The organism is Streptodolium elevatio (assembly GCF_053592165.1).
Map to the genome: position 1 here is coordinate 380,300 of NZ_JBSFVE010000003.1, position 16,958 is coordinate 397,257.

General features: G+C 70.0%; 18 protein-coding genes, 1 tRNA gene and 1 other RNA gene. 7 read left to right on the top strand and 13 right to left on the bottom strand.

Annotation, left to right across the window (positions count from 1 at the left end; all coding sequences use genetic code 11):
- Positions 1-80: 80 nt before the first annotated feature.
- The 7 genes from ACWD12_RS09285 to ffs form a co-directional block, all read right to left on the bottom strand.
- On the bottom strand, positions 81-1,157 hold the full coding sequence (locus ACWD12_RS09285) for an aspartate-semialdehyde dehydrogenase (protein WP_358350580.1): 1,077 nt from the start codon (positions 1,155-1,157) through the stop codon (positions 81-83).
- Positions 1,154-2,422, bottom strand: coding sequence for an aspartate kinase (locus ACWD12_RS09290; RefSeq protein ID WP_358350582.1), 1,269 nt, complete (start codon positions 2,420-2,422; stop codon positions 1,154-1,156). The genes ACWD12_RS09285 and ACWD12_RS09290 overlap by 4 nt, the downstream gene beginning before the upstream one ends.
- Positions 2,423-2,709: 287 nt before the next feature.
- Positions 2,710-3,339: a DUF5063 domain-containing protein gene (locus ACWD12_RS09295; protein WP_358350585.1), complete on the bottom strand. Its 630-nt coding sequence runs from the start codon at positions 3,337-3,339 to the stop codon at positions 2,710-2,712.
- On the bottom strand, positions 3,332-3,931 hold the full coding sequence (recR, locus tag ACWD12_RS09300) for a recombination mediator RecR (RefSeq protein ID WP_358350587.1): 600 nt from the start codon (positions 3,929-3,931) through the stop codon (positions 3,332-3,334). The genes ACWD12_RS09295 and recR overlap by 8 nt, the downstream gene beginning before the upstream one ends.
- A 202-nt stretch (positions 3,932-4,133) precedes the next feature.
- The gene (locus tag ACWD12_RS09305) at positions 4,134-4,487 is read right to left on the bottom strand and encodes a YbaB/EbfC family nucleoid-associated protein (protein WP_358350589.1); all 354 of its coding nucleotides are present in this window, start codon (positions 4,485-4,487) and stop codon (positions 4,134-4,136) included.
- A gap of 164 nt (positions 4,488-4,651) precedes the next feature.
- Entirely contained in the window at positions 4,652-7,000 is a 2,349-nt protein-coding gene (locus ACWD12_RS09310; protein WP_450099068.1) for a DNA polymerase III subunit gamma and tau, read from the bottom strand.
- A 45-nt stretch (positions 7,001-7,045) separates the two neighbouring features.
- Positions 7,046-7,142: signal recognition particle sRNA small type (gene ffs, locus ACWD12_RS09315), an RNA gene on the bottom strand.
- 107 nt (positions 7,143-7,249) lie between these two features.
- Between ffs and ACWD12_RS09320 the strand changes: the two genes are divergently transcribed.
- The 4 genes from ACWD12_RS09320 (at position 7,250) to pip (ending at position 9,252) form a co-directional block, all read left to right on the top strand.
- A tRNA-Ser gene (locus ACWD12_RS09320) sits at positions 7,250-7,337 on the top strand.
- A gap of 231 nt (positions 7,338-7,568) precedes the next feature.
- A complete protein-coding gene (locus ACWD12_RS09325) occupies positions 7,569-7,784 on the top strand; it encodes a type II toxin-antitoxin system VapB family antitoxin (protein ID WP_450098995.1) in 216 nt (71 codons plus the stop codon).
- The gene (locus tag ACWD12_RS09330; RefSeq protein WP_450098996.1) at positions 7,781-8,203 is read left to right on the top strand and encodes a PIN domain-containing protein; all 423 of its coding nucleotides are present in this window, start codon (positions 7,781-7,783) and stop codon (positions 8,201-8,203) included. The genes ACWD12_RS09325 and ACWD12_RS09330 overlap by 4 nt, the downstream gene beginning before the upstream one ends.
- 86 nt (positions 8,204-8,289) lie before the next feature.
- A complete protein-coding gene (gene pip, locus ACWD12_RS09335) occupies positions 8,290-9,252 on the top strand; it encodes a prolyl aminopeptidase (protein ID WP_450098997.1) in 963 nt (320 codons plus the stop codon).
- Positions 9,253-9,283: 31 nt separating this feature from the next.
- Here the strand turns inward: pip and ACWD12_RS09340 are convergent, their stop codons facing one another.
- Entirely contained in the window at positions 9,284-10,495 is a 1,212-nt protein-coding gene (locus ACWD12_RS09340; protein ID WP_450098998.1) for an MFS transporter, read from the bottom strand.
- Positions 10,496-10,590: 95 nt separating this feature from the next.
- Positions 10,591-11,550, bottom strand: coding sequence for an EamA family transporter (locus ACWD12_RS09345; protein WP_450098999.1), 960 nt, complete (start codon positions 11,548-11,550; stop codon positions 10,591-10,593).
- 323 nt (positions 11,551-11,873) lie between these two features.
- On the opposite strand from ACWD12_RS09345, the gene ACWD12_RS09350 reads away from it, so the two are divergent.
- Complete coding sequence (locus ACWD12_RS09350; RefSeq protein ID WP_450099000.1) at positions 11,874-12,749, top strand: LysR family transcriptional regulator; 876 nt, start codon at positions 11,874-11,876, stop codon at positions 12,747-12,749.
- Positions 12,750-12,909: 160 nt separating this feature from the next.
- On the opposite strand, the gene ACWD12_RS09355 is transcribed toward ACWD12_RS09350, so the two are convergent.
- The 4 genes from ACWD12_RS09355 to ACWD12_RS09370 all read right to left on the bottom strand — a co-directional run bounded on the left by ACWD12_RS09355 (position 12,910) and on the right by ACWD12_RS09370 (position 14,745).
- Positions 12,910-13,479, bottom strand: coding sequence for a DUF5994 family protein (locus tag ACWD12_RS09355; RefSeq protein WP_450099001.1), 570 nt, complete (start codon positions 13,477-13,479; stop codon positions 12,910-12,912).
- A 225-nt stretch (positions 13,480-13,704) separates the two neighbouring features.
- Positions 13,705-13,872, bottom strand: a complete 168-nt coding sequence (locus tag ACWD12_RS09360; RefSeq protein WP_450099002.1) for a hypothetical protein — start codon at positions 13,870-13,872, stop codon at positions 13,705-13,707.
- 30 nt (positions 13,873-13,902) lie between these two features.
- Positions 13,903-14,259, bottom strand: a complete 357-nt coding sequence (locus ACWD12_RS09365; protein WP_358358283.1) for a PRC-barrel domain-containing protein — start codon at positions 14,257-14,259, stop codon at positions 13,903-13,905.
- Positions 14,260-14,541: 282 nt separating this feature from the next.
- Positions 14,542-14,745, bottom strand: coding sequence for a hypothetical protein (locus tag ACWD12_RS09370; protein WP_450099003.1), 204 nt, complete (start codon positions 14,743-14,745; stop codon positions 14,542-14,544).
- 160 nt (positions 14,746-14,905) lie between these two features.
- On the opposite strand from ACWD12_RS09370, the gene ACWD12_RS09375 reads away from it, so the two are divergent.
- Both ACWD12_RS09375 and ACWD12_RS09380 read left to right on the top strand, forming a co-directional pair.
- The gene (locus ACWD12_RS09375) at positions 14,906-16,297 is read left to right on the top strand and encodes a Tat pathway signal protein (RefSeq protein WP_450099004.1); all 1,392 of its coding nucleotides are present in this window, start codon (positions 14,906-14,908) and stop codon (positions 16,295-16,297) included.
- A 41-nt stretch (positions 16,298-16,338) separates the two neighbouring features.
- Entirely contained in the window at positions 16,339-16,821 is a 483-nt protein-coding gene (locus ACWD12_RS09380; RefSeq protein ID WP_450099005.1) for a TrmO family methyltransferase domain-containing protein, read from the top strand.
- The last annotated feature ends 137 nt before the right edge of the window (positions 16,822-16,958 follow it).

A 16,958-nucleotide genomic window follows, 5' to 3' on the forward strand; every position in this document is an offset into this window, starting at 1 on the left:
GCGCGTACGCGGTCGGCCCTGCCGGCTTGGCCCTTGGCCTGCTGGGCCTGGCCCGCTCGGTCAGGAGCAGGACCGCTCGGTCAGCCCTGCTCGCTCAGCTCGGCCGCGATCAGCTCGGCGATCTGGGCGGTGTTGAGTGCCGCGCCCTTGCGGAGGTTGTCACCGCACATGAACATCTCGAGCGTGTTCGGGAAGTCCAGCGCCTGACGTACGCGGCCGACCCAGGTCGGGTCCGTGCCGACGACGTCCGCCGGCGTCGGGAACTCGCCGTTGGCCGGGTCGTCGCACAGCACGACACCGGGCGCCTCGGCCAGGATCTCGTGGGCGCGCGCCACCGTGACGTCGTTCTCGAACACCGCGTGCACGGTCAGCGAGTGCGTCGTGATCACCGGCACCCGGACACAGGTCGCGGAGACCTTGAGGTCCGGCAGGCCGAGGATCTTGCGGGACTCGTTGCGGACCTTGAGCTCCTCGGACGACCAGCCGTCGTCCTTCAGCGAGCCGGCCCACGGCACCACGTTGAGCGCGAGCGGCGCCGGGAACGGGCCGAACTCGCCCACCGCGCGGCGTACGTCGCCCGGCTGCGTGCCGAGCGTGGCCGAGCCCGCGACCTTGGCGAGCTGCTCGCGCAGCGTGTCGATGCCGGGCTGGCCGGCCCCCGACGCCGCCTGGTACGACGACACGACCAGCTCGCGCAGCCCCAGTTCGGCGTGCAGCGCGCCGATGGCGACGACCATGCTCAGCGTCGTGCAGTTCGGGTTCGCGATGATGCCGCGCGGACGGATGCGCGCCGCGGCCGGGTTGACCTCGGGCACCACGAGCGGGACCTCGGGGTCCATGCGGAACGCGCCCGAGTTGTCGACCGCGACCGCGCCCTTGGCGGCGGCGATCGGCGCCCACTGTGCGGACACCTCGTCGGGCACGTCGAACATCGCGACGTCGACGCCCTCGAAGCACTCCTCGGAGAGCGCCTGGACCTCGACCTCCTCGCCGCGTACGACGAGCTTCTTGCCGGCCGAGCGGGCGGAGGCGATGAGGCGGATCTCGCCCCAGACGTCCTGGCGCGTCGACAGCAGTTCGAGCATCACGGTGCCGACCGCGCCGGTCGCGCCGACGAGGGCGAGGGTGGGCTTGCGGGTACTGCTGGCGGCGCTCATCGGCCGGTACCTCCGTAGACGACGGCCTCCTCGGACTCGGCGTCGAGGCCGAATGCGGTGTGGACGGCCTGGATTGCGGTGGGCACCTGGTCGGCGCGGCAGACCACCGAGATGCGGATCTCGGACGTCGAGATCAGCTCGATGTTGACGCCGGCGTTGGACAGCGCCTCGAAGAACTCGGCGGTGACCCCGGGGTGCGAGCGCATCCCGGCGCCGACCAGCGAGATCTTGCCGATCTGGTCGTCGTACTGGAGGGACTCGAAGCCGATGCCCTCCTGGACCTTGGTCAGCGACTCGATCGCCTTGTGTCCGTCGGTCATGGGCAGCGTGAAGGAGATGTCGGTGCGACCCGTCGACGCGGCCGACACGTTCTGCACGACCATGTCGATGTTGATCTCGGCGTCGGCCACCGTGCGGAAGATCTTCGCGGCCTCGCCCGGCTTGTCCGGGACCCCGACCACGGTGACCTTGGCCTCGCTGGTGTCGTGGGCGACACCGGAGATGATCGCCTGCTCCACGTCGTCCCCTTCGGACTCGCTTCGTACCCAGGTGCCCTCGAGTCCGGAGAAGGACGAGCGCACGTGGACGGGCATGTTGTAGCGGCGCGCGTACTCGACGCACCGCAGGTGCAGCACCTTGGAACCGCTCGCCGCCAGCTCCAGCATCTCCTGGTAGCTGATGCGGTCGATCTTGCGGGCCTTCTTCACCACGCGGGGGTCGGCGGTGAACACGCCGTCGACGTCCGTGTAGATCTCGCAAACCTGCGCGTCGAGGGCGGCGGCCAGCGCGACCGCGGTGGTGTCCGAGCCGCCGCGGCCCAGGGTGGTGATGTCCTTCGTGTCCTGCGACACGCCCTGGAAGCCGGCGACGATCGCCACGGCGTCCTCGTCGAGCGCGGAGCGGATGCGGCCGGGCGTCACGTCGATGATGCGCGCTTTGTTGTGGACGGAGTCGGTGATGACACCCGCCTGGCTGCCGGTGAACGACCGGGCCTCGACACCGAGGTTTTTGATCGCCATCGCCAGGAGTGCCATCGAGATCCGCTCACCCGAGGTGAGCAGCATGTCGAGCTCGCGGCCGGCAGGGATGGGACTCACCTGCTGCGCGAGATCGATGAGCTCGTCCGTCGTGTCACCCATGGCGGACACCACCACGACCACTTCGTGGCCGAGCTTCTTGGTGTCGACGATCCGCTTGGCGACGCGCTTGATGCCTTCGGCATCGGCAACGGAGGAGCCTCCGTACTTCTGCACGACAAGGCCCACGTGCGCTCCTCGTTTCGTGTTTGCTGCGGTCGGCACAGTCTAACGAGGCGGCCGGGGGACCCAACCTCTATTCACATAGTGAGACGTACGTATCACTTTTTGAACAGAGTGGAGTGAAGGCCGCCAAATGTGGCGTACGGACGACCGAAACCGCGAAAAGCTGCGGTTCCGATCGTCCGCTGCCAGGACCTGCCGTCCCGTTCCCCGATGGCCCGCGCCGGCGAATGTCAGGGGCCGTTGGAGCTGTTCGGGAGCTGTCCGGGAGCTATTCGGGCTTTATGCGAGTTTCAGGGAGTTTGCGGGCCGCCGAGCACGACGGCGTCGTCCAGCTGCTCCGCGAGCTCGTCGGCCAACTCGTCGCCCAGCGCGTCGTCGACCGCCGACTCCAGGCCCTCGGCGGAGGCCGCGTCGAGGCGAGCGTGCGCGACGACGGACTGCAGCGCGCGCAGCACCGCGCTGGCGGTCGCACCCCAGTTGGCGAGGTAGGAGAACTGCCACCACCACAACGCCTCGGTCGTACGCCCGGCCCGGTGGTGGGCGAGCCCGTGCATCAGGTCGGTGACCACATCCGCCATGTCGTCGGAGATGCGGAAGGCGACCGGTTTGGGGCGCGGCGTGTACGGGTCGAAGACCTCGTAGTACACGTCGATCGGTTCGAGCAGGACGGACAGCGACGAGCGCAGCGCGTCCACGTCGGGGTCCGGGCCCGAATCGGGCTCGAAGCGCTCGTCGGGCACGACGTCGGCGATCGCGCCGAGTCGGCCGCCGGCGAGCATCAGCTGCGAGACCTCCAGCAGCAGCATCGACACGGCCGCCCCGGGCTCCTCGCCGCGGGCCACCTCCGTGACGGCCACCACGAAGCTCTCGATCTGGTCGGCGATTTCCGCGGTGAAGTCGGTCAGGTCGTCGTCAGACATCGAGCAGTCGTCTCCCCTCAAAGGCACGCCCGAGGGTCACCTCGTCGGCGTACTCCAGGTCACCCCCCACCGGCAGCCCGCTGGCCAGCCGGGTCACTTTGAGACCCATCGGCTTGCACAGGCGGGCCAGGTACGTCGCCGTCGCCTCTCCTTCCAGGTTCGGGTCGGTCGCCAAGATGAGCTCGGTCACCGTGCCGTCCGCGAGCCGGGTCATCAGCTCGCGGATGCGCAGGTCGTCGGGGCCGACGCCCTCGATGGGGCTGATCGCGCCGCCGAGCACGTGGTATTTGCCGCGGAACTCGCGCGTCTTCTCGACCGCGACGACGTCCTTCGATTCCTCGACGACGCAGATGACCGCGGGGTCGCGGCGCGGGTCGAGGCAGATGCGGCACTGGTCGGCTTCGGCGACGTTGCCGCAGGTGGTGCAGAAGCGGACCTTGTCCTTGACCTCGACGAGGGCGTTCACCAGGCGGCGTACGTCGGCGGGGTCGGCGGCGAGGAGGTGGAAGGCGATGCGCTGCGCACTCTTCGGACCGACGCCGGGCAGGCGGCCCAGCTCGTCGATGAGGTCCTGTACGGCGCCTTCGTACACCTGCGGGCTCCTCGGCTCGGGCTGCTCGGGCTGGTGGTGTGCTTCTGCGGGTGATGCTGCGGTGTCTGCGGTAATGCTGCGGTGGTGCTGGATGTTGCCTGGTGGTGCCGTCGTGGTGCTGTGTGCCTTGCTGTGTTGCCTTGCTGTGCTGCCTTGCTGTCCCTGCCGCGTCGTTGTGCTGTGCGGCTGTCGTGCCGTACGGCTACATGCCCGGCAGGCCCAGACCGCCGAGGCCGCCACCGCCGCCCAGACCCTGGGCCAGCGGACCCATGGTGCGGGAGGCGAGTTCCGCGGCGGCGCGGTTGGCGTCGCGGACGGCGGCGACGATCAGATCGCCGAGTGTCTCCGTGTCCTCAGGATCCACCGCCTTGGGCGAGATCTCCAGAGCGAGCAGCTCACCGGCGCCGTTGACGGTCGCGGTGACGAGGCCGCCGCCGGCGGTGCCCTTCACCTGCGTACGCGCAAGCTCCTCCTGCGCGGCCATCAGGTCCTGCTGCATCTTCTGCGCCTGCTGCAGCAATTGCTGCATGTCGGGCTGGCCTCCACCGGGAAACACTTGACGCACCCTTCGTCGCTGACCGCGGCAGCCCGGATCGCGGCTGCCACTTGGGCTTGAGACTACGGGGTGGAGAGGTGTGGCGCTGTTAAGAGGCGCGCGGGAGGGGTGGCGTTGGGCGGCGCGTCCGATGCGATCATCACACCGGGTGCACGGGCCGCTGCTCAGTGCCCGGGAGTCTCCTCGATGACGGTCGCGCCCAGCTCCCGCGCCAGCAGCTCGTGGCTGCTGACGCCGCCGAAGTCGACCTCTTCGTCCTCGTACGACCCGGCGTCCGCATAGTCGACCGCGTCGTCCGGCGGCGGCTCGTCGGCCGGGCCGGGCATGTACTCGGGGACGGGCGGCTCTTCCGCATACGGCGGCGCGACGGGCCGCGACGCGGGCGCCGGGACCGCGGCCACCGGCCCCGCCGGCGCGGACATCGGCGGGGCTGCCTGCGCCATGACCGCCGCCTGGGCCGTCTGCTGCTGCGGCGGACGCGACGTCGCGGGCCACGCCCCCGGGGCCTGCTGAGCCGAGGCCTGCTGGGTGGGAGCCTGCGGCGCCTGGGCCGCGGGGGGCTGCGCGGGCGCGGAGGCCTGCGTACGCCCGCCGCCGCCGAAACCGCCGCCCGGAGCGCCGGGGCCACCCGAGCCGCCACCGGACGCAAAACCGCCGCCCGGTCCCGAACCGCCGCCGGGCCCCGAGCCGCCGCCCGTTCCCGGGTCGACGATGCACTCGATACGCCACTCCACGCCGACCGCGTCCATCACGGCCTGGCGCAACACCTCGTCGTGCCCGCTGTTGACGAACCCGTCGCGGGCCCCGGCGTGCTCGAACGACACCTGGAGCGTCGACCCGTCGAACCCGGCCACGCCCGCGCGCTGGAGCAGCACCCAGGTCACACGCTTGCGCCGCGCGACGGCTTCTATGATCTGCGGCCACATCCCGCGGACACGGTTCACATCCCCGCCGCCTCCCGAAGCCTGCGGCCGCGGCTGGGACGAAGGTTGCGCCCGCACCGCCGCGGGTGCTCCCCCCGGGGCGGCGGCTTGCTGCGGCTGTGGCTGTTGTTGCTGCTGTTGTTGCTGCTGCTGCGGTGGACGCGACGTCGTCGGCCAGGCGCCGGGCGCCTTCGCGGCCGAGCCGGCCACGGCCGCTGCGGGCTCGGCAGCGGCGGGCACCGGAGCCGGGGCCTCGCGGGGCGGCGCGGCAGGGCGGACCGCAGGCGCAGGCTCGGGCGCACGCTGCACAGGCGGCGCTTCCTCGAACCCGCCGCCCCCGGACCCCATGCCACCGCCCGCCGGGCCGACCGACCCACCGAACGCGTTGCCGGGCGGCCCGAGTTCGACGCGACGCTCCAGCCGATCGAGCCGCGCCCCGAGGGACTGCTCGTCCGCCCCGGCGCCGGGCAACAGCACACGCGCGCAAATGAGTTCGAGCTGTAGACGCGGCGAGGTCGCCCCGCGCATCTCCGTCAGCCCGGCATTGACGATGTCCGCCGCACGCGTCAACTCCGCCTGCCCGAAGGAGCGCGCCTGCGCGACCATGCGCTGCAACTGGTCACCCGGTACGTCGATGAGCCCCTTGTCGGCCGCATCCGGCACCGCGGCCAGGATCACCAGGTCCCGCAGCCTCGACAACAGGTCCGCCACGAAGCGCCGAGGGTCGAACCCGCCCTCGATCACCCGGTCGATCACCTGGAACGCCGCCGCCCCGTCCCGCGCCGCGAACGCCTCCGCCACGTCGTCGAGCAGCGCCCGGTCGGTGAACCCGAGCAGCGACGTCGCCATCGCGTACGTCACACCGCCCTCGTCGGCCCCGGCCAGCAGCTGGTCCATGACCGACATCGAGTCACGCACCGACCCCGCGCCGGCCTGCACGACCAGCGGGAAGACCTCCTTGTCGACCGAGATGCCCTCGGTCGAGCACACCTGCTCCAGATAGTCGCGCAGCACACCGGGCGGCACGAGGCGGAACGGGTAGTGGTGCGTACGAGACCGGATCGTCCCGATGACCTTCTCGGGCTCGGTCGTCGCAAAGATGAACTTCAGGTGCTCCGGCGGCTCTTCGACCACCTTCAGCAACGCGTTGAAGCCCGCCGACGTGACCATGTGGGCCTCGTCGATGATGTAGATCTTGTAGCGCGAGTTGACCGGCGCGAAGAACGCCTTTTCCCGCAGATCACGCGCATCGTCCACGCCACCGTGCGACGCCGCGTCGATCTCGATGACGTCGATGCTCCCCGGCCCGCCCCGCGCGAGGTCCTCGCACGACCGGCACTCACCACACGGCGTCGGCGTCGGGCCCTTCTCACAGTTCAGGCACCGGGCGAGAATGCGCGCACTGGTCGTCTTGCCGCACCCCCGTGGCCCGCTGAACAGGTACGCGTGGTTCACGCGGTTGTTCCGCAAGGCCTGCTGCAGGGGATCCGTCACGTGCTCCTGCCCGATGACCTCGGCATAGGTCTCGGGGCGATAGCGACGGTAAAGGGCAAGCGACACGACGACGACGATAGCCGGACCGACCCACATCCGGAGCCAAGCCACGTCCGGCGCCCGTCACCACGCCCCGGGAACGCTGAAGACCCCCCGCGCACCCGACAGAGCCCGCCTACCCTTGCTGCCTTCCGGCCCTGGGGGGGTTTAGCAGGATGCCGCCACACGGGGGGTCCGCGCCTACAGTACCCGAACCGCGGCCCCCCGCGCTCCCACCACTCCCCCACCCACCTCCCCCGGATACTCGTGCGCGACCACCCCGAACCCTCCGGTAAGCTGTCCGGCGGAGGATTCGCCTAGTGGCCTAGGGCGCACGCTTGGAAAGCGTGTTGGGGGCAACCCCTCACGAGTTCGAATCTCGTATCCTCCGCCAGCCCTAACAGGCAAAACGTCAGCCCCGACCGCACCGCCGGTCGGGGCTGACGTCGTCTCCGTCTCCGTTTCCGTTTCGGTTCACCCGTGGCGTATCGGGTCGGCCACCTGCTGGTGCCGTTCGTGCGTGGCCGTGGCCCAGCCCACCCTCAGGCCACCTCTGGCGTGGCCCGCTGGGATGGGCAGCGTCGGGGTATCATTCTAGATATCCTTGATATCAGCGGAGGTATACATGGCACGGACCGTGATCGACCTCGATGACGACTTGGTCGCCGACGTGGCGAAGGCGCTCGGAACCAGCACGAAGAAGGAGACCGTCAACACCGCTCTCCGCGAGGTCCTGGAGAACCGGCGTCGGGCCCTGGCGCTGACTCGACTCCGTGCCGCGGCGGATGAGGGCGCGTTCGATCTGGAGCTGCTGGAGGACAAGAGGAACTACCGCCGGTGAACGCGGCGCAGTTCCTGATCGACACCAGCGCCCTTGCGCGCCTTGTGCACAACGACGCCGAACAGTACGGCTGGGACCAGGCGGCGGCAGCCGGGCTCATCGCGGTCTGCCCGATCACCGAACTCGAGTTCTTCTACAGTGCGCGCTCGGCCGCCGACCGCGCACAGGGGGTCGAGGACGTTCGGACGTTGTTCGGTTGGGTGCCGGTCGACGACCGTGCGTACGACCGCGCTTGGCAGGTGCAGGAGTTGTTGACCCAGCGAGGGCAGCACCGGAGTGCCGGCCCGGTAGACCTTGTCGTTGCCGCGACGGCGGAACTGCAAGGTCTGACGCTCCTCCACCGGGACAAGGACTTCGAGTGCATCGCCGCCGTAACTGGCCAGGCCTTGCAGTGGTACGGGCCAACAGCCGCCAAGTGAGTCAGGACGTTGGCGAGGGCTGACAAAGGGGCAGACGGCCGTTTGGAAAACGTGTCGGGGACTTATCCCTCACGCGGTTGGGGGGTGTGCGGGAGTTGTATGGGGTGGTTGGGGCGGATAACGGGGGGCTGCTGGATGTGGGGGATGGGAACTTTGTGTATTGGGAGGTGTGCGGCAACCCGGAGGGGAAGCCTGCGGTTGTTGTGCATGGTGGGCCGGGGTCGGGCTGCTCGCCGGGGGCGCGTCGGTACTTCGATCCGGAGCGGTACCGGGTCGTGTTGTTCGATCAGCGCGGATGCGGGCGGAGTACGCCGCACGCGAGCGACCCGGCTACTGACATGCGCCACAACACCACGGCGCATCTGCTCGCCGACATGGAACGGCTGCGCGAGCACTTGGGTATCGACCGCTGGGTGATGTACGGGGCCTCGTGGGGGTCGACGTTGGCCCTGGCGTACGCCGAACGGCACCCCGAGCGTGTGTCGGCCGTCGTCATCGCCGGGGTCACGACCACCCGGCGTGTCGAGACGGACTGGCTCTACCGCGGCGTCGGCCGATTCTCTCCCGAGCAGTGGGCCCGGTTTCGTGACGCAGTGCCGGAGGCGGGCCCGGGCGGCGATTTGATCCAGGCGTACGCCCGGCGCATGGAGGACCCGGACCACGCCGTCCGCGCGCACGCCGCGGCTGAGTGGTGCGCCTGGGAGGACGCCGTTCTCTCTCTCGAACCCGGTGGCAAGCCCACTCCGTACACCGATCGCGTCGGGGACGCGCGGCTCGCCTTCGTGCGGATCTGCACCCACTACTTCGCGAACGCGGCGTGGTTGGAAGAGGGTGAACTCCTGGGCGGAGCACGCCGATTGGCGGGCATTCCCGGCGTTCTTGTGCATGGTCGCCTCGACCTCTCCAGCCCCCTCGACACCGCCTGGGAACTCGCTCGGGCGTGGCCGGACGCCCGCCTGGAAATTGTCGAGGACGCAGGGCACAAGGGCGGCGCCAGCACCGGTGCCCGCATCGTTACGGCCCTCGATGAGTTCGCGCGAACGGCGTAGCCGCCACCGGGCTTTGGTGGGCTGGGAGGCGTCAGGTCAGCGAGGCGTCGCGGCGGCCGGTGGAAGCGCGGAGGGTCACGGCGAGTGCGACCAGGGCGATGCCGAACCATATGACGCTGTCGACGCCGATGTGGTCGACGAACAAGCCGCCGATGAGAGCACCCAGGGCGATGCAGGTGTTGTAGGCCATGGTGTTGAGCGACATTGCGGCTTCGAAGGTCTCGGGCGCGGCCGAGAGCGTCATGTTGATCTGGCTGAGCTGGACGACGCCGAAGGCGATGCCCCACACGGCCATGGCGGCGACAACGCCGATGTCGCTCGCTCCGATGGTCAGCAGCATGACGAGTGCGGCGACGAGGAGTAGGCCGCCCACGACGAAGCTGCCGCGCAGGCTCTTGGCGACGGTCTGGCCGCCGATGAAGTTGCCGACCGCGCCGCCGACACCGAAGACGATGAGGACGACGGTGATGAAGCCGACGCCGGCCGAGGTTGTCTCCTCCAAGTAGGGGCGGACAAAGGTGTACGCGCCGAAGTGGCCGAGGACGAATAGCACCACCATCACCAGGACCACCCGCAACGGCACGTTCCTGAGCGGGAGTTCGAAGACCTCGCGTACGGAGACCGCGTTCGAGGACGGCAGTGACGGGATGGTGAAGGCGACGGCGAGGAAGACGAGCGCGCTGAGGCCGGCCCAGATGAGGAAGGTCGTACGCCAGTCGCTGACGCCTTCCAGCAACGTGCCCAGGGGGATGCCGACGACGGTGGCTACGGAGATGCCGGACATCACCACGGCGGCAGCCCTGTTGGCGTGCTTCTCCGGCACGATGCGCATTGCCATGCTGACGCCGATGGCCCAGAAGACGCCGCTGGCGAAGCCCATGAGCAGGCGAGTGCCCAGGATCAGCGGGTAGTTCGGCGCGATCGAGGTGACCAGGTTGCCGACGGCCAGCACAGCCAGCAGCGTGGTGAGCAGCCGACGCCGGTTGACGCGGCGGGTCCAGGCCACGATGAACGGCACGCCGAGACCGGCAGCGACACCCTGCGCCGTGACCATGAGGCCGGCCGCACCCACCGGGACGTCGAGGCTCTCGCTGAGCGGAGTGAGCAGGCCGATCGGCATGAGTTCGGTGGTGAGGAAGACGAACAGGCTGGCGGTGATGGCGGCCACGCCGAGCCATCCCCGAGTCGGAGACAACTGCGTGTGCGGCGTGGCGGGCGTGTTGGTCTCTTCTTGAGTGGTCATGTCGTCTCTCTGGACGTGGCCGGGCGGGGGCCCGCATTTCGTTCCGCATGGGGCCCGATCGATGGAGGTAGTGGGGTGGGGAGGTACGCCCCCTGCTAGCCGCGAGAGGTACGTCTGCCGCTGGACACGGCGTCGCTGTCGCTGTCGCTGTCGGGGATGGTGCGGAGTTCGGCCGAGGCCACCGGCGCCCGCCCGGGCGGCTGGGGCTGACCGAGGACGACCGCGAGGAAGATGACGGCCATGCCGACGAGTTGGAGGACCGACAGCGTCTGGTCCTTGACGAGGTAGCCCAGCAGCGTCGCCACGACCGGGCTGCCCAGCGCGAGGAAGGAGACCGCCACGGCCGGCAGGCGTTCGATGCCCCGGAACCAGACGATGTAGCTCAGGACCGCGCCCAGGATGACGAGGTAGGCGAACCCGAAGACGTTGGATCCGGTGAGACGGTCGGGAATGTCCTCCAACGACAGCCACATCGGCAGCAAGACCAGTCCGGCCGCGGTGAGTTGCCACCCCGTGAAGGTGAACAGGCTGACCCCGTCGGGCCGGCCCCACCGCTTGGTCAACGTGATGCCCGAGGCCATGCACAGCGCGCCGCCGACGGCGGCGAGGACCCCCGTCGTGTCGGAGGAGACCGTGCCTTGGGCGACGAGCAGCAGCACGCCTCCGGCGCCCAACATGCAGGCCAGGGCGTGGACGGCTCTGATCCTCTCGCCGAGGAAGAGGGCGGCGAGGACCACCACGAACATGGGCTGCGCCGACATGATCACGGCGGCGACCCCGCCCGGCAGCCGGTACGCCGCGACGAAGAGCAGGACGTTGAAGGCGCCGATGTTGAGCACACCCAGCACCAGTGCGCGCCACCACCAGACCCCGGCCGGAAGCTGTCGGCCGATCGCGAGCAGAATCAGGCCGCCTGGGAGCGCTCGTACGGTGGTCGCCAGGAGCGGCCGATCCGGCGGCAGCAGTTCGGTCGCGATCAGGTACGTGCTCCCCCAGACTGCCGGCGCAAGGCCGGTCACGGCGGTGGTCGTCTTGGTACGCGCCGTACTGCTCATGGCGGTCGCGGATCCCTTCCGTGTCACGGGTACTTGTCGGTGTCTCAGATACGTGGGCGCGCGCAGGCATGACTCGGCACAACGCCCAGGTACGGGATGCGGGAAGAGGGCAACAGCGGTGCGGCCTACCGGGCTACCGGGCTACCAGGCCGCCGGGCTACCAGGCCGCCGGGCCGCCAGAGGAGCCCCGATCGTGGGCCCGCCCGGCTGCGTCGGCCCGAGCACGCTTCTGCCGTTTGCGGTCGTGACCAGTGTCAGGCCGGGGAGATCAATGAGTCCAACACATGCTTGTCATCCGATGCATCGCGGATCACGATGGATCAATGGAGCTTCAGCAGATGCGCTACGTGATCGCCGTGGCCGAGACGAACAGCTTCACGAGGGCCGCCCAGCGCTGTCTGGTGGTGCAGTCCGCGCTCAGCCACCAGATCGCGCGTCTGGAAAAGGAGTTGGGGGCGCGGCTCTTCGAACGCACCAGTCGCCGCGTCCGGTTGACCCCGGCGGGCGCGGCCTTCCTGCCGGCTGCCCGCCAGTGTGTGAACGCGGCGGAGCGGGCCGCCGCCGAAGTCGCGGCAGCCGTAGGGGAGGTACGCGGACGCCTCGCGGTGGGACTGATCCCCACCGTCGCCGCCGTGGACATTCCCGCGGCCCTCAGGGAGTTCCACCAGCGGCACCCGAACGCCCGGATCAGCCTGAGCGTCGGGGCGAGTGACGATCTCGTCGAGCAGGTCCGGCAGGGCGAGATCGAGGTGGCCTTCCTCGGTGTTCCGGTCACCGCCCGCCCCCAGGGCGTCGTGGCTCGGGAGCTGAACCGGGAGCGCCTGGTCGCCGTGGTCTCCCCGGACCATCCCCTCGCGGGCGAGACCTCGGTGAACCTCCGGCGGCTGTCCTCGGAGGTGTTCGTCGACCTGCCCGCGAAGACCGCCGGACGGGCCCAGTCCGATCTGGCGTTCGCCGCCGCCGGCCTCACCCGCGTCGTCGCCTTCGAGGTGACCAACGCGGACTACCTGGCCCGCCTGGTCGGCGCGGGCCTGGGCGTGGCCCTGCTCCCGCCCACGTACGTCGCGGGCCTGGCCGGCATGGCCGTGATCGAGGTCACGGACGCGCCGACCCGTGCCGAGTACGTTATCTGGAGCCGGGAGGGCCGCCACCCGGCAGCCGCCGCTTTCCTGGAGCTGCTGGGCATCGAGGAGGAATGACCGCGCCCTGGCCCGACCGGCCAAGGCGCGAGGAGTCCGACGCCGCCGACCGGAACGGGCAAACGTCGGCCGGGACCGTACGTACGGTCCGGGCCGACGTCGTTGTGGTCTCAGTTCCGGCGAGGCCGCCTCGACCACTTGGTCGCCAGCGGCACCGTGGTCAGCCCACTGCGGCCGCGACGGGGAAGGGGGTTTCCCTCGTGGTACGGAGGTGACCGCCCTCTGCTTCCCAGTCGCTCTCCGACGGGTCGTCGACATCCCTGACGTCGGTGCGGCCCCGAACAGGTGCGCTCATGGCCTCGACCAGCGCGGTGGCACTGCGCATGTCCCCTGCCGTCGAGGCGGCCGCCATCATGCGCCGGGCCGTGTCCGGCTCGGTCTCCGGCGGGACGACGAGGAGTTCCCAGCGCCCTACCCGATAGGACAGGAGCATGATCTCGTGGAGGTCTTGCTCGTCGGTGAACCAGCCCACCTTGACCAGGCGCCCGGAGGCCGGGACCTGCCGGGGCACGCCTTGCCAAAGCTTGGGATTCACCGTGGCACGAGTGATCCCGCCCATGTCCTCCATTGCCCTTACCAGGGACGGGAGTTCACGGGCGAGATCGCGGGAGCGGGGCCACCACGCGCCGTCGAGGCGACCTGCGGCCTGTCCGGCCGGGGTCCGCGCGAGGCGTGCGGGAATGGCGTGAACGGGTACGGTCGTCGCCCGGCGATCGTCGGTCGCGGTCATGATGTCGACCTGCCCCCAGACGGTGGAAACCGTCCGGCGTGGTTGCTCGCCGAGCACGACGCCGATATCGAAGTCGGCGTACGAAATGTCCTCGGTACCCCCATTCTACTGCGGCGCCGACCCGCGCGGACTCCGCGCAGCGAACGGATTCGCACGTCTTGGGGGCACGGGCCATCGGAGGCCACGGACGCGCCTGCTGGTACGCATCGATCGCGCGCCAGGCGTTCAGCGCACGGGTCGTCGGCCGGAGCGTCGCCACCAAATCGCAAGGTAGACAAGAGCGGCCACGAAGACCGCGATGCCGATGATCAGCAGGTAGAGCATGCCGTCTGCGACCACGCCGATGATGCCGAGCACGATCGCGATGACGAGCAGGATCAGGAAGGGGTTCACGGCGCCGAGGCCTCCCTAGTCGATGCGGGCTCAGCGGCGGGCGAGCTGCCGCTCGCCGTCGGCCCCCGGCTTGTACGGCAGGTCGTAGTGCCGGAACACCGACGCTTCGTCCTCGGCAGGCAGGACGTCGTCGGTGCCGATCGAAGGTCCCCGCTTCACCAGTGACTTGGCGTGGGCGACCTTCACGTAGCCGGGCCCTACAACGGCGTCGGCGAGAGGGACGAAGACGAGGCGGTGGCGGGTGGGCAGCCCGACCTTGACAGTGGCCATCGCCGGTTCGTCCGTGCTCGTGTCCACGTAGACCGACTCCAGCTCCCCGATCTTGTGGCCACTCGCGTCGATGACATCGTGCGTACGCCACTCGCGGATATCCGCTATCTGGATCATCCCGACTCCTTATCCCACGGCGGCTTGCCTGCGGGTTTCCCATTTCGCGTCCTGTTGCGCGGATGCCCGGAATTCGGCCATGCAGGCACGGCGCGGCGGTGCGTTTCGCGGCTTCGCGGGTCGGCGTGAGGCCCGGGCGGCCACTGTTCGGGAATGTCGGACACGTGCCGTGGACTGGGGCTCTGTCGGCGCGGGTGGCCCGGATGATGCGCGGAGGGACCAAGTGGTGCCGGGATCGCCGTACTTCGCCGACTGGCCTATCGGGGATGCGGGCCGGTACGGCTAGGGGGTGTCGCTGTGGTCGGTCCTCACGCGGGCGAACTGCGCTACGGGGACCGACCATTCCTGGCCGCCGCGCTCCGGGCGCAGGTAGATGGTGGGTTCGATCAGCGGCATGTCGATCACGGCGGTCACGCGCTGGCGTCCGTACACCGTGTCCACGATCTCCCCCGGGACCGGCGCAACTCCCGTGCTGTCCTCGCCCATTCCGCTGCCCTCCCTAAGCTCCGACCGCACGAGCGCACGACCGCACGGCCACACGAGCGCACAAACCGCATCACGTTCAGTCAACAGAGCGCCGCGGACCGTGGGTACGGTGGAGGCGGCCGCAGGAGGTTTAACGGGTTTAACCCTGAGGACGGGGGCCATGACCGGACGGGAACCCAACAGACGCCTCGCGGAGGCCATTGCGCAGGCAGGCTGGACGTACGACGCGCTCGCCCGGGCCGTGCGCGGAGTGGCCGCGGAGAACGGCGAGTTGCTCCAGACCAACAAGTCCGCGGTGGCCCACTGGGTGGGCGGTACGCGGCCTTCCGGGCCGGTGACGGCATTCATCTGCGAGGCGTTGTCGCGGCGGCTCGGACGCGCGGTCACCGCCACCGAAGCGGGCTTTGCGAACGGGACTTCCGCCTCCGCAGGTGCGACGAGCTGGCACGCTGACGCCGTGACCTCTCTGGCCGATCTCGGGAGACTCGACGTGGACCTGGAGCGCCGGCAAGTCTTGGCGGGATCCGCGTACGCGGCCGCCGCCCTCGCCCTGCCGCACGGCGACTGGTGGGAGCGGACGGCGCACGCCGCCCGCGCGCCGCAGCAGGATGCGGGGAGCGGCTATACGGCAGGTCGGGGCGACGTGGACGCGGTCCGGGAGACGACCGCGTTCTTCTCGCAGATGGACCAGCGGCACGGCGGCGGTCACGGACGACGCGCGCTCGTCCTTTATCTCCAGTCGGACGTATGCACGTACCTCGCCGGACGGTTCACCAGCGAGCAGGTCCGACGCGACATGTTCTCCGCGGCCGGCGAACTCGCGTACCTCGCGGGCTGGACGGCGTTCGACAACGCGCAACATGCGGTGGCGCAGCCGTACTTCACCAACGCGGTGAAGCTCGCCGCGATGGCCGACGACCCGCCGATGGCCGCTCACGTGCTGCGCGCGATGGCCCACCAGGCGCTCGAACTGGGCCATCACCAGGAGGCTCTTGGCCTCGCGGCGGCTTCCGTCGAAGGCCACCGGTACAGCCTGGCAACTCCGCGGGAGAAGGCGCTCCTCGGCGTCGTGCACGCCCGTGCGCTCGCCGCGACCGGCGACAGGAGGGCGGCCGCGGCGGCCCTGCTGCGTGCCGAGGACGACCTTGCCCGGGCCTCCCCCGGCATCGAAGAACCGCACCGTGTCTTCTTCTTCGGCGAGGCGAGCCTTGCCCACGAGACCGCCCGTACGCTCGCCGCGGCCGGTGACGGCAAGCGCGCCGTCGCCGAGTTCCGGCGGAGCGTACGCACGCGCAACGGGGCGGCCTTCCGCCGCACGCACGCCGTGACCCTCGGCCTGTTGGGCTCCATACAGGCATCCGGCGGCGCCATCGAGGAAGCGTGCGCCACATGGACCCGCGCGCTGGAGAACATGGAGGGCATCCGCTCGGGCCGTACCCGCCAGACCGTCGTCGACATGCGACGGGCACTGTCGCCGTTCCGCCGACGAGGCGTCAGACTCGTCTCGGAACTCGACACCCGAGCCGCCGAGTACCTGACCCGCACCATCTAGCGGCGGTCCTCCGGGCGGCGAGACCAGCCCGAGGGGACCCCATGGACCGCGAGACGTTCGAGATCACCGCAGTCGCGCACGTGGTGGGCGGCAGGATCGAACCCACGGACGACTACTGGGGCGGGACGCGCGCGATCATCCGCATCGACGACTCGTTCCCGGTCGACTCGGTGGCCGGGCTGGCGGAGTTCTCGCACCTCGAGGTCGTGTTCCGCTTCCACCTGACCGACCCCGCCGACCTGCACCCCGGTGCGCGCAGGCCCCGCGACAATCCCGACTGGCCGCCGAGCGGCATCTTCGCGCACCGCAACATGCGGCGGCAGAACTGGCTCGGCGTCTCCCGATGCCGCCTCCTCGCGGTCGACGGCCTCGACCTCCACGTCGAAGACCTCGACGCGGTGGACGGGACCCCGGTGATCGACGTCAAGCCCTGGTTCCAGGAGATGGGTCCCCGCGGCGACGTCCACCAACCCGCCTGGCCCACCGAGATGTTGCGCGACTACTACGCCCCGAAGCCGAGTTGACCCCCGCCCAGCACGCGTGCCGCCCACCAGCATGGTCCCGGCGTCACTAGTGCTGTGACCGGAAAGGTTCACCGGTTCCCGGCGCCCGGCACCCCACCTCGCCGCGTTGCAGGCCCTCGCGAGTACGACCGAGTACG